Here is a 12730-nt window from a genome sequence, read left to right as displayed (position 1 = left end):
TGCGCTTGTTATACGTTACCTGATTCAACTTCGCCACGGCCAAATTCGGCCAAAAGCGGTCGTTCAGCCACAGCAATGTAGACTATCTACTCATGGCAAAATTGGACTACGTGAAAAAATCTTTACACTCTTCGCTCCTCGCGTCAAAGCAACGTATAAGTGTTTTGCATCCATTTTTCTCCGTGGGTCAGGATGATCCGCATCGAGGATTATTACATGGTCTGCCTCTAGACCTTTTAGAAGTAAAGTTGAACCTACTGACTTCCCTTTCACCATTCGGCCAGCATGTCTTCGCTGTTCTCGCATACTGATAAAAACATCAACCAAATCCATACTAGGATCAGAAGAGACTCTTTTTAATGCTTCAACAAGTAAACGAAAAGGTGTTCCTCGATATACACGACGATTCGTATCCTGGCTCATAGATTCAATAAACATCAGTGCTTCGGAATACCCACCGTTCTGACATAAACCCACAGCCGCATTTTCTTGGGGTGTAGGCGGGGTTCGATTGCGACCGTTCATTATTGATTGGATACGTGTAAGCATCCGATTACCATCAACATTAACCATTACATTTCGAAGAAAGCCTAAGATTGCTTCAAGAAGCGGCGCGCCAATCTTGTTATTTATATTTCTTACGTGATCTAACGTATCTCTAAGATCAACAGTTTCAACAACTTGAACTCCCCGTGCCCTACTTGCGTACGAATGGCGGGTATCAGGATTTATAGAGTCTCCTATGATTAGAATATTATCCCCAGGAAATTGATTACTGATAGAAATCTGGATATTTATCTGGGCTTGTATAAATTCAGCTGGATTGGCTGGAATTGGTAACCACTCTATAAAGTTTGGGCACGTTCGCAAGTCAATGGACTGTCCTGCGATAAGCGATTGACGTACCTGGAGTAGCCAAGCTCCCAACTCACCTGCACCCGAATTATTCCATCGCCAAGGGGTACCCATAGTTCCAAGATGTGGGTAGAAAGCTAAAACTTCATTACCCCAGTGAGGCAATGCGTCCCCCCCAAATCCAAAAATAGCCTGTAAAGGATCTCCAAAAACGACTGTTGGCAATATATTGGAGAGGGCAGAAATTAATGCGTGCTGGCTAATAGAGCAATCTTGATATTCATCAACCAGTAACCGGCCATAGTTAGCTTTTATAATTGAACCGACGGTTTCATTATTACAGAGTCTAATAGCGGCCTGCCGAGTGAGGAGATAATCAATATGATTGGGGTCTAAAACATATTCAGCACATTGGGGATAACATCCAATAGTATGTATTACCCAGCTATCAATAGTTGCTACTTTGTATCTGTTTTTTGGTACACCTCGCGCCAACAGTCTATTGCGAAGTGCTGCCACACCTGCCGACGTGTGGGTCAGGACTAATGTTTGTAGCTCCGAGGCTTGATCCAAAACCTCTACTATTAACTGCGTCTTGCCGCATCCTGCAGGTGCCTCAACTAAGCCCCTATGTGAAGCTAGAACTGTCCTTGCATCTGACATCTATTGGGCCTGCGCCTGCTGCTCGGGCTGCGCTGTAGGAGCCTGTTGTATCCATTGAATTAAGCTCCAAAGAGGCTGTGTTAACATTCCTTGACAACGCGCCCAGTTTGGCGCGATAACTTCGCGCATTACCCTTTCTGCGGGTTCTATATCTTTATACCAACTCCCTTTTCCAGCTGCTTGAGCTAAAAAAGGTCGCATATAATCTTGAAACTGATCTCTGCACAAAGCTAATGTGCACGCATCATTAGAAGCCTTCTTAAGTCGATCATCAACTGCATCATCAGACTTCCATTCGCATGCTATGGACAATAGTTGTTGAATACATTCCTCTGGGGCCGACATAAATATTACGCTTTCGGTCGAGTGATCATTTGGCCATCTGTGAATCGATACATTCCTAGTCGCCATTTCAGTTAAGATTGCTGGAGGAGTTGCAACATCAGAATCCATGAGTATTGCTACTCGATAGCCTAATTGGGCGAATATTCTTGCCCTGACAAATAGAGAAGGATCTCCATTTCCATCAGCCCAGTAACAGCCATGCGCTATTAAACTACGACATCCTCTTGAAGTGTAATTAAAATCGAGTCCACGCATTAAACCAATTTCAGTTTTGCCTTCACAAACAATAATACTGGGAGCCAGGAACGCCTCTGCATTAGTACGCAATAGCTTTTGCTCTTCTTCAGTGCCGCTGAGAGGGGTAACGGTGTTAAGAATGATATTTTGTTGTTCGACTCCACCTTCTGCCCTCTCTTGCTGTGGCGGAGTAGGTATTGTTCCATTCCTAACAATAGAAAGCTGACCAGCATTTAGCTCTCGTAAAACAATTGGTGAATGAGTTGTTATGAAGACCTGTGTGTCTACTCTGTCAGATTTGGCTCCTAACTCATCGAGAAGTCTTAAAATGCGATAGGGCTCTAGACCATGCTCAACCTCATCAATGATAGTTACCGATGATGATCCAACATGATTTTGTAGTCCTGTTACCAGAAGTCGAGATGACCCCGTCCCAAGATTTTTTAGTGGTACGCTCCTGTTATCATGAAGTGCGATAGCCCCTCCCGAGAACGAGACACCACGAACATCCAACAAAGCTTGTGTATCTTGTGCTGGCACACCTAAATTCTGAGCAACAGCAGTAACCCTCCCAAGAACATCATCAACTCCTTCGCAGCCAACTTCGGAAAAAGTATTTCTGGCTTGCCGGGCAGCAGCTGCTAACGCACTAGCAGCACGTGCTTTATCTACTGACATTTTATTGAGAACAGAGTTTTGCCCCCAAGCCATATGATGGGCTGAATATGCTCCTAATCTAATTGGAGAAACGTTTTGCCGATGAGCCCACGCTAAGTTTCTCTCTTCACCAGCGACTTCCGCTCGCTCAGAATAAAGCCCCCAAATTGGCTCTAGATCATCTTTGACCTGTAAACGCAATGTCAAAACAACTTCAGTGCCAGCTATTGGTTCATCTGCAATAGTTAAATTAGCGGAGTTAAAACCTCGGTGATAGTGGCCATACCTATCGATATTCATCAAATCGTTGTTCAACTGACCGATGGTAACTCTGATATCAATATCTTGCGAAATGTCATGCAGATGGAAATCAGAATCAGAAAAAACATACTGACGCCTAGCCCCAACAGCTAAATCTATGGCGTCGAGGATAGTGGATTTTCCTGAGTCACCAGGACCAATTAAACAATTCACTCCTGGCTTTGGAAACCAAAAAAGCTCTCTTAAACCACGGAAGTTTCTTATCTCGACGTGCCTAATTAGCATCGTCCACCTCTTTAGATTATTACTGTTCAGCTAATAAAGCTCGAGCGTCAGCTAAGGGTCGAAATCGGACTTACTACACCCACCGTATAACGCCGCGCTCTGCCGCTTGTCGGCAGCAGCGCCTTGTTAAGCATTTGCAGCCAATCCGTCCACAAATGCCAGAAAATTGATAACCACGAGTCTGCCCACAATAAAGACAGCAGCCACGGTTAGTGCATTATGCAGCCTGATCTTGAAAACCAGCCATACCAAGGCTGAGGCCATTAAGAAATACACAATGAGCCTTGCAACCAAATCGACTTCTGTAAGTGCTAATCCAAAGATGTTGATTCCAAGTGTGAATAGCAAGCACGCAAACGCAGCCTTACCTGGAGATGCTTTATCACGCTCAAGAAACCATAGACTCGAGTGCATAATTGCCACAGAAGCCAAAAAATAAATCGCTATCAGTACCATGTCTGCTTAACGCCGCGCTCTGCCGCTTGTCGGCAGCAGTGCCTTGTTAAATAGATCCACCTTGCCCATTACCAACCCTCTTTCCTATTACCCTCTGCTTTGGCCTGTTAAGTTATATGAAAAGTGGTACCAGGACCGCCGCTACATTCACAAACGTAAGAATAGAGATGGCTATAGTCATATTTCTCATATGTCGTGTCATAGACAACATTTGTTTGTTCATCAGCTCTGCTTCTCTACGGGCAATCTCATCTCTATAAAAGCTCAGACCCGGTGATGTTGTCTTTGCTATCCGGTCGTAGGTCTCTTTAAGGTCTTCGATACTTCTCTTTTTAAACTCATCGTATGACGACATAGAATCCCCGAATTTAACGCCCGTCACAGCCGCCGAAGGCCGGCTTGCAGGCACTTGTTATACATAGTCGCTAATGAGGCTCACCAACTTCCAAATGGAGATCTTTAAACAAAACCACTTCATTATTTGGGTTTTCCGTCATTGCCGCCAAGCACTCAGTTGAAACCGCCTGAAGGAGTGCCGAAAGACTATTGTCCATGACGCACTCATCTGTAACTTTCAATATGTACTGCACACCTGAACTGATTCTTATGTGGAAACTGGAGAGCAATCGCCCCTGCTGCCTCCCTTGAATAATTTCAGTGTCTGGATAGTGGCGCTCTAGGCTAGCCATAATTTCATCAACTTTCTTATTGTCACTATCGTTCATATTTCACCCCCTCTTGTATAACGCCTGCCTCAGCCTCCGAAGGTCGGCTTGCAGGCCCTTGTTAAATTCACTTTAGAAATCGTTTCCTATCTCTTTGGTAACACCGAAATGCTAGCAACCACGAGGAAAAGAGCACCCAAAAGGCGACCTTGTCATATTTATGCGCCAATCTTTCTACAATACTTGTACGAAAGATCTCCATTCCCCCATTAATCTCTATATTTTTTACCAGGTAAATGCCAGCTAGATTTATCCCAATGAAGAAAACCATCCCTAGCACAATGGCAGCTTTAGTTTTCTTAGATAGAGAAACGACCAAGATAATTTCATCTAACCAGACCACCACAACACCCCGACAAAAGAATTTAACGTCGCAAGCATGGGCTGGCAGAAGTGGCGCGTAATTGCGTAAGCAATTTAAGTGACACTTTTGACAGTCCTATACCTTGCCTTGTTAAGGCCATAGCCATTTACCTAACGAAAGACCAAGCAAACAGGACCATAAGCCAATAAATGAAATTGATAACATTGCCATCGCTTTGCTTACTGATGGTTTGCTCATAACACCGTAACTGTATAAGGACAGTTGAGCCGATTCTTTATTGTTAATAAGAGAAAGCCGAACATCTTGGTCTAATACGAGCTTTTTTGCAGAAAAAAGTTCTACATTTGCACCCAACTGTTTTTCGATTGTGGATGCGCGATGCTCCCACCTGGACTGCCAGTATTTGCTGCCCAAATTTACTCTAAACCACAAAAAAGAAGTCACAACTCCAAACGCACCTAGAATTACCGCATAGACTGGCTCTTTAACGGAGAACAAACCCACGGCAATTGCAGTATTTAAAACCAAGAAATAATTTGACCGTTGCCAGAATAATTGGATTTCAAAATTTCTTGTATCAATTGCTATTTGATATATCTTTTCTTGATCCATGCAATATCTCAAAAGGCCTTAACGCCAAACTCAGCGGACTAATTGAGTGCAGCGAAATTTGATCCGCTGCAGTTTCTTGTTAGGCTGGCTCTCTGCCATGAAATGAAACATACAGCCCCTTAAGTACATCGGGAAAAACCCTCCAGTAGCTAGCCCTCTTCTCTTTATCAACATCCCAGAAGAGATTCTCGACAAAAGAAACATCAATACATTTCTTTTCATCGTCATTCCCAAGCATGAAGCCTTTTCGCAAAAACTCGAAAACCGGAATGTACGGCTTTACAGAGACACCCTTGCTCATTTCCTGGTTTATGACTCTCGCTAAACTTTCGAACCAACTAAATGCCATTTCAGGATCGACTGAATCCCACTCCTGGATATGCACTAGGTCAGTTAATCGTGTTATTTCGGGAAACTCAGCCCTGAAATTATTGTAGAGATCGTTTAGAGCCATATATCAGCCTAACGCCCGGCGCAGCGGGCAAATTGGAGCGAGGAACGAGCGTAAATTTGATCCGCCTGCCGCCGCTTGTTATGAAAGCCCATATAACAGACCAACTGCTATACAAACACCGCTAACGACCCCGATAGCCCTATGAAAACGCATGAGCTTTGGACTGCGCTTTACAAGGAACGCCAAGTAAGAGCCCAGCCAACCTATAAGCCCAAATATGCCCAGGTTCACTAAAATTGCAGCAAGCCCCTCAAACTCATATGCATTCCCAAACTTGTCTCCATACACAGCCCTACTAGATAGCAGGTTGTCGAACGTAAGGAATATCAGAAGGCCCACCACGAAGAAAACAGGGATCATTCCGGCCATATATATGAAGTTGGGTCGTTTACTCATATTCATAACGCCGCGCGCAGCGGGCAAATTGGAGTGAGGAACGAGCGGAGATTTGATCCGCCTGCCGCGCCTTGTTAAATGCCATACTCGTGTTCCACTTTAGCCACACGAACCCGAAACTCCGAGTACCACTTTTTATGTCCCAACCTCTGGGCTTCACAATGCTCGGAGTTACTTTTCCAGCTAGCGATGGCCTCAAGGCTTTCCCAATACGACACCGTAACCCCCAGCCCCTCTCTTGCAGACTCAAAGCCAAGAAAGCCTGGCTGCTGCGCCGCCAACTCAACCATACGATCTGCCATTTCACCGTAACCATCGTCTCCTTCTGTACGGTGGCTGCTGAATATAACCGCGTAATATGGTGGCTCAGGGGTTTTAGCTATCTCAGACATTGGTCTTTCTACACATTTAACAGCGTATTCAGTCGAATCGTTCGACATATCTTTTTTCGACATAACTCTGAGAGCCAGCCATACTCGGAAACAGAAAATCCTCAAACAATCATGCACTTATCAGAAATTTAGCAATCATTCCAGTCTGAAAAAACTCGACGAAGCGGGTTATTTCCTGTGACATTCCCGCAATGCTCTCATCTTCGCGAAGAACAAAATTACTTTATATCAATCGTTTAGCATTTTCTGTAAGCCATCTCTTACAAAATTTGGATGCCGACCGTTGAGCACGGCATATTCAGCAGTAGTTCTCCCATAAAAAAGCCCGGACAGCTTTCACTGTCCGGGCATCAATCAGCTGCAATGCAGCTTTCCCGAGGTTGATTGTTTTACCGCTTAGCGATCTTCGTACCGCTGGTGCTTGAAGAAGATGCCGGTATCACCGAACTGGGACAGGGTGAATTCGGAATCTGTCACCAATTCGCCAATTTTCACCGCGCTGTTACGACGGTCACGGGCGTAGCGCTCGGTAACCCAGGGCCAGATGGAGGTTCTGATGCTCTGGGTGGTGCCGTAGACATCGTAGACGTTGGTGCCTGCGGGAATGGCGGTGAGGTCGTCACGGAAGTCATGTGCGCCGGTGCTGGTGCTATTCTTCAGGGTGCTGTTGGGCACGAAGTAGATCTGCGACGGGGTCTTTGGGCTGCCCACAGTGGAGCCATCCTGGTTTACCTTGGCCATGTCGCTCATGACCAGCAGGGTCGGTTTCCGGGACACCAGTGAGAACAGGGTGGTGGTACCCAGGGTTTCATTCACTTCGGCCTGAACATAGTTGGACAGTTCGTTGGCGAAGATGTTGTGGTTGCTGCCCTGGCCGCTGAGGGTATAGAGCGCAGAGACGTTTTCGGAACGCTTGCCATCCACAAACAGCTTCAGCGCCAGCCCCGGGGCAAAGCCACGGTCGGACGGATCGCCGGTGACGGACAGGCGCAGCAGGCCGTGATCTGCCCCCTGGAACAGGCCGGTAAAGTCATGGCCAGCGCTGGGCACGAACTTCACCTTGGCCAGGGCACCACGGGGGTGGATCGGCTTGCTATAGCCGGGAGGCGCCACATCAGTTACGTCCTGAACTTTTTTCCACAGAACCGCGTTGATCAGCCCACCGATATCAATGGGCTCAATGCCCGGCACTTCATCATCCGCATAGCTGGTACGCAGGGCCCCGTTCACCCACAGATGATTCTGTTTGGTTTGCGCATCCCAATCCTGATATTCCCCAGGCATGTTCAGGCCCCAGGGTTTGAAGGCGTTATCCATGCCTACCAGGCTGGTGGCCAGGTTGGGGAAGTGACGACGGATTACGTCAACCATAGTGTTCTCTTCCACCCAGTCGATACCGGCAGCGGTATACACCTCGTCGGTGTAATCGGTGGTGAAGAAGCGGTCGGTCATCAGACGACGGGAGGCGTTGAGAATAAAGATCTGGAAGGAGGTCTCGCCAAAACCGAAGCCTTCCGGACGGGTCTCTTCTCCGAGCTGCCCGACCAGGGTGTCCACCAGTTCGATGTCGTTGTTGTACAGCGCCTTCAGGTCCGCCAGCAGTTGAGGATCGCTGGTCAGCTGTTCGAAGCTGGTGAGCGGTTTGAGACCGATCTGGCGACGGAATTCGTTGTAACGCGGCACGCCACGCTCACGGTCACGCAGGATATCGATGGCGGCCATGTCGATGTCGCCTATCAGCGGCATGGACAGGTTGCGCAGGAAATCCGGGTAGTTGTTCAGTGTGAGCGCACCGGGGTGGGTGATACCGAAGGAGTACCACAGGCGGTCCTGACCCAGATCACCCAGCAGGTCTTCGGCATCGCCGTTGCGGGTGTCTTCCAGGGCAATGGATTCATCCACCACATTGGAACCGATGTCGTACACCTTGATCTCGTCACGCAGCAGCGGGTGCATGCGATAAACAGAAACGAATTCCTCGGTGAGCGTGTACGGAACGCCATTGTTGTTCGGGGTGCGGGAACCCACCAGACCGGCCAGGGCATGTTCCAGTGAACCGGTAGGCGCATCGCCCAGATCATTGTTGATGCCCACCAGACTCAACAGGCCGCCAATTTCACCAAGGTTATTGTTGAGGGTATCCAGGTCGTTCTGATATTTGTCGCGCTTGTCGCGATCACCACCCAGGCCCCACCAGTTGGCGTACATGGCCCGCTCCAGTACCGGGTTAGCGAGAATCGCCGGGGTCCATTCCACGGTGTGGATCTTGGCCATGAGGGCAGAATTGATCAGCCGCGCCTTGTCGAAGTACCACTGATCTGACTTGCCCGGATTGTTGGCCTTGAGCATATCAGCAATGGCGTTGTGCTCCAGGGTGAACAGGTGATGCAGCATGCTCAGCCCCACCCACCAGTTCTCGTTGAAGCCGGTAATGGGCTTGCCACTGAAGAACTCAGTGGGCAGGCGGCCATCGCCATCCACTTTCAGCTTGCCATCCACGAAAGAACGCACTTCATCGTTCTTCTCCTTGCTGCTGCCATACAGCTGCGAACCGTCCCACCAGTGGGTGTTCACGTTTTCGTAGGTGAGGATACCTTCTTCGCCGCTGAAACTGGGGTCCGGACGGGTACGCTGTACGGACATGGTACCGCCGCCGAGCACGTCACCGGCGGGTAGCGGGAATTCGATGGGATCCGCATCGGTGCGCGGGCCGTGATCGAACCAGTCGTGAACCATGAACTGAATCCAGGAAGTGGCGATAAAGTTCAGGGTGGTGGCGGGCTTGAAGTCGCCGCCGCGAGACATGATCAGGTTACTGACTTCCCGTGGGTTGGGAGTCAGCAGGTTGCCGCTGTTGGATTCTGCATAGACCGCAGAAGGATCCACGTTGCGGCCAAAATTCACATGCACGGAACCCTCTGCAGGGTTCTCCAGGATATTACAGGTACCGTCTTCGGTACGGGCCGTCAGACTGCGTTCATCACAGACGATATCGGCATTCTTCTCCTGCCAGTCTTCCGTGTCGAACATGTTGTTATCGAGCAGTTCCTGTCGCTCGGCGGCCAGCACCAGCAGTGCAACCATCACGCCCAGCGAGCCGAATTTGGTAAGGGCCGGCCAGGTGACCCAGGGGGACATAGCCATGTGTAGTCTCCGTCGTTGTTTTTATCGGGGGTAATTCCAGACAACGGCAGGACTCTAGCAACGGGACCGCCCTACCCACCCCCTCCTCCGGGAGGGGGTGCCGGGGGGAAGGGGCAAATCGAGAACCGGTTCAAGGTTTGAGCGTAGCTACAAGCATCAAGCTGCAAGCTACAAGGCGCGGGACCGGCCCTGCCAATCTTGTTGGCCGTGCCCACGGGGATACGCCGAAGCGCGGGCACTGCATGGCAGCAAACAACAACCTCATTCGCGCCTTGCAGCTTGTAGCTTTTTATCTTGGTGTGGCGCGCAGGGCGGCTTCGGTGCGGTTGGAGACACCCAGCTTGCTGTAGATATTCTTCAGGTGCCACTTGGTGGTCGTCACAGAGACGCCAGTGTGCTCGCTGATCTTTGCGTTGCTAAGACCGTTTTGCAGCAACGTGAAAATCTCCAACTCTTTCGGGGTGAGTACGGAGGCGGGATCCACGTCCAGCGCAGCCTGTTCCGGCGCCTGACTGAAAATGCCGGCAAACAGCTCCGTGTAGAAATCCGGCAGCATTAGGACACCGCGCCGCCACAGATCACTCATCATGGCACTCAACCCTGGCGCGCCGTCGAACACCGAGCGGTTGATATTCATGACGCCGTAGCGGGTAATCAGGGCATCAAGCTGCCGGGCCAGTTCAGCGTCACTATTCTGCCGGCCGGCCAGCACCACCAGGTTGGCGTCCATGATGGCGCCGCGGCTGCGGATACCCGCGCGGTTAACCACGCTGCGCAGCAATGCCAGCGCCTTGTTGGCAGCCTCGGCGCGGCCCGCGGCCATCAGCCAGTACACTGCCGCCAGGCCCAGCCGTTCCCAGCTCTGGCTGTAATCCGCTGTGGTTTTCTCCAGATTTTCCTCTACCCATTCCTGCAACCGAAAACGCTCGGCGATATCGTCCAGCCGGGCCCACTCACCATTCACATAGGCCTGGCGCACCATCTCCAGTACCGCTTCGTTGAGAAAGCGCTCGTAGTTGCCCAGCTGCAGGATACTGTGCAGTTTTTCCAGCATGCGTGTGGAGTTCTTGCGGCTGCCCTGATGATGCTGCAGCCGCGACAGGGTGAGATACACCGTGGAAATCACTTCGGTGGCCGACGCCGATGACACCACCGGCAGCAGGTCTTCACAGAGTTGGCGGGCCTCGTCCAGACGGTTCTGGTCATACAGCACCACTACCATGCCGGTGGCCCACAGCGACCAGGTGGGACAATCCCGCGGAGTCGCCGCAAACTGCTGATTCACCAGTGATACCGCTTCCGCGATATGGCCCATTTGTTGATTGGCCAGCGCCGTCACCAGCCCGGCATAGCCGGCAGTGAAATTCTGCCCCAACTGCAAAAGCACCTCCCTGGCCTGGGTGGAAAAGGCCAGCGCTGATTGCAGGCGCCCGTGCTGAAGATGGTAGTAAGCCACCATGGCCAGCGAAAAGGCACGGACATCCCGATGACTGCTGGTTTCCATCAAAAGCGATAAATTGGCCCCCTCCATGAAATCCGTATCGTGCTGAAAGAATTGCAGGTGCAACTCAAGAAATTCGAGCATCTGCTGCCCATCGTCATCTTTCCGGGAGGTCGCACTGACCTGCGACCGGTAGGCATCCAGATAGAAGCGGGCACGAAAGAAACGGCGCGACAGGGTGAGCGTGCTGATCAGGGGCGCGGCCAGATCCAGCCGCGCCAGCAGCTCTTCATCCGGTATCTGTTCCGCCCATTCCAGAATCTGGCTGCCATAGCCTTCGCGCAGCCAGAAATCGAAGGCACGGGCCAGGGCATCCAGTAACAGGTCCACATCATCGGCACGCAATGCATGCCACATGGCCTGTTCGAAATCGCCCTGGCGCAAGAAATATTGGGTGGCCCGGCAGTGCAATGGCGCTACACACTCGGGCATATCGATGGCCACTCGTGCCTGCAGACACTCCCGCAACAGCGCATGGTAGCGGTACCAGCCAGGCCGGCCGGGGACCGGAATAATGAATAACTCCCGCCGGGCCAGTTCTTCCATCAGCTGGGCCGAGTGGGTGGTCTCCAGCACCGCATCGCACATTTCGGCATTGAAGTGGTGCAACAGGCTGCTTTCCAGAAACAGCTTGCGGGCAAAGTCCGGCAACCCCTTGAGCACTGCATGACCAAAGTAATCCATGATCTCGGGCTGGCTGGCATGAAAATCATGCAGGGTATTCACACCGGAACCGATGGCCCCCATCAGCGCAATCTTGACGCCGGCCACCCAGCCTTCGGTGATGCTCATCAGGTGATCTAGCGCGCTATCTTCCAGCGGCTCACCACCAAGCCGCTGGTTCAGCTCGATCACTTCCTCGCGTTTCACCCGCAAGGCACCGGCATCCAGCTCCAGCAGCGCATCCGCCAGTCGCAGCGAGGCAAGATTCAGGGATGGCCGAGTGCGGCTGGCAATAATCAGATGCACGTCCCCCGGCGGGTGCGCGCACATGGCATCCAGCACCTTCAGGGTTTCACTGTTGTGAATGTGCTGAAAATCATCGAACACGATATAGAGCGGGTCTGACACCTGCTCAAGTGCCTCCTGAAGGGCTTCGGCAATGGAAGAAGGAGGCAACTCGGCCACATCGAACGGCATGAACCAGGAGGTATCAAAGGCAGGCACCACGGCCCGGGTCTGCTCGGCAAAGCGACGCAGAAAACGCACCGGGTCATCATCGGAGGGCTGGATAGCCATGAACACAACTCGCCGATCACCCACTTGCTGCTGCCACTGACTCAACAGGGTGGACTTGCCGGAGCCCGCCGGCGCCAGCAGCAGCGTCAGCGGAAACTGGCCGCAGTCATCAAGACGCACCACCAGATCACGCCGGTAAAATTGCCCCGATAACGGGCGCTCCGTTCTTCCCGAACTCATAGT

The 12730-nt window shown here is 51.0% G+C and carries 10 protein-coding genes; all 10 read right to left on the bottom strand.

The window, feature by feature from the left end; genetic code table 11:
- Window positions 1–90 precede the first annotated feature (90 nt).
- On the bottom strand, window positions 91–1518 hold the full coding sequence (locus GQF00_RS11485; protein ID WP_161319312.1) for a UvrD-helicase domain-containing protein: 1428 nt from the start codon (window positions 1516–1518) through the stop codon (window positions 91–93).
- Entirely contained in the window at window positions 1519–3303 is a 1785-nt protein-coding gene (locus GQF00_RS11480) for an ATP-dependent endonuclease (protein WP_161319311.1), read from the bottom strand.
- 126 nt (window positions 3304–3429) lie between these two features.
- On the bottom strand, window positions 3430–3759 hold the full coding sequence (locus GQF00_RS11475) for a hypothetical protein (protein WP_161319310.1): 330 nt from the start codon (window positions 3757–3759) through the stop codon (window positions 3430–3432).
- A 425-nt stretch (window positions 3760–4184) separates the two neighbouring features.
- Window positions 4185–4484 carry a hypothetical protein gene (locus GQF00_RS11470; protein ID WP_161319309.1) on the bottom strand — a complete coding sequence of 100 codons (300 nt, stop codon included), beginning with the start codon at window positions 4482–4484 and terminating at the stop codon, window positions 4185–4187.
- A gap of 454 nt (window positions 4485–4938) precedes the next feature.
- A complete protein-coding gene (locus tag GQF00_RS11465; RefSeq protein WP_161319308.1) occupies window positions 4939–5421 on the bottom strand; it encodes a hypothetical protein in 483 nt (160 codons plus the stop codon).
- A gap of 79 nt (window positions 5422–5500) precedes the next feature.
- Window positions 5501–5875: a hypothetical protein gene (locus GQF00_RS11460; RefSeq protein ID WP_161319307.1), complete on the bottom strand. Its 375-nt coding sequence runs from the start codon at window positions 5873–5875 to the stop codon at window positions 5501–5503.
- 78 nt (window positions 5876–5953) lie between these two features.
- Window positions 5954–6271: a hypothetical protein gene (locus GQF00_RS11455; RefSeq protein ID WP_161319306.1), complete on the bottom strand. Its 318-nt coding sequence runs from the start codon at window positions 6269–6271 to the stop codon at window positions 5954–5956.
- A 74-nt stretch (window positions 6272–6345) separates the two neighbouring features.
- Complete coding sequence (locus tag GQF00_RS11450; RefSeq protein ID WP_161319305.1) at window positions 6346–6663, bottom strand: antibiotic biosynthesis monooxygenase; 318 nt, start codon at window positions 6661–6663, stop codon at window positions 6346–6348.
- Between the two features lie 396 nt (window positions 6664–7059).
- Window positions 7060–9807 (bottom strand): peroxidase family protein, encoded by a 2748-nt coding sequence (locus tag GQF00_RS11445; RefSeq protein ID WP_202560487.1) that lies wholly within the window; start codon window positions 9805–9807, stop codon window positions 7060–7062.
- Between the two features lie 289 nt (window positions 9808–10096).
- Entirely contained in the window at window positions 10097–12727 is a 2631-nt protein-coding gene (locus GQF00_RS11440; protein WP_161319304.1) for a LuxR C-terminal-related transcriptional regulator, read from the bottom strand.
- Window positions 12728–12730 lie beyond the last annotated feature (3 nt).

Origin of the sequence: Alcanivorax sp. DP30, assembly GCF_009882945.1 — a bacterium.
In the GTDB taxonomy this organism is placed as follows: Bacteria; Pseudomonadota; Gammaproteobacteria; order Pseudomonadales; family Alcanivoracaceae; genus Alcanivorax.
Note: the sequence above shows the minus strand (reverse complement) of the source record. Positions and strands in the feature narration are given on the sequence as shown.

Excerpts from the sequence above, each read along its gene's own strand:
- GQF00_RS11460 (WP_161319307.1), bottom strand. The coding sequence starts at position 5,875 with ATGGCTCTAAACGATCTCTACAATAATTTCAGGGCTGAGTTTCCCGAA.
- GQF00_RS11455 (WP_161319306.1), bottom strand. The coding sequence starts at position 6,271 with ATGAGTAAACGACCCAACTTCATATATATGGCCGGAATGATCCCTGTT.
- GQF00_RS11445 (WP_202560487.1), bottom strand. The coding sequence starts at position 9,807 with ATGGCTATGTCCCCCTGGGTCACCTGGCCGGCCCTTACCAAATTCGGC.
- GQF00_RS11440 (WP_161319304.1), bottom strand. The coding sequence starts at position 12,727 with ATGAGTTCGGGAAGAACGGAGCGCCCGTTATCGGGGCAATTTTACCGG.
- GQF00_RS11450 (WP_161319305.1), bottom strand. The coding sequence starts at position 6,663 with ATGTCTGAGATAGCTAAAACCCCTGAGCCACCATATTACGCGGTTATA.
- GQF00_RS11470 (WP_161319309.1), bottom strand. The coding sequence starts at position 4,484 with ATGAACGATAGTGACAATAAGAAAGTTGATGAAATTATGGCTAGCCTA.
- GQF00_RS11485 (WP_161319312.1), bottom strand. The coding sequence starts at position 1,518 with ATGTCAGATGCAAGGACAGTTCTAGCTTCACATAGGGGCTTAGTTGAG.
- GQF00_RS11475 (WP_161319310.1), bottom strand. The coding sequence starts at position 3,759 with ATGGTACTGATAGCGATTTATTTTTTGGCTTCTGTGGCAATTATGCAC.
- GQF00_RS11465 (WP_161319308.1), bottom strand. The coding sequence starts at position 5,421 with ATGGATCAAGAAAAGATATATCAAATAGCAATTGATACAAGAAATTTT.
- GQF00_RS11480 (WP_161319311.1), bottom strand. The coding sequence starts at position 3,303 with ATGCTAATTAGGCACGTCGAGATAAGAAACTTCCGTGGTTTAAGAGAG.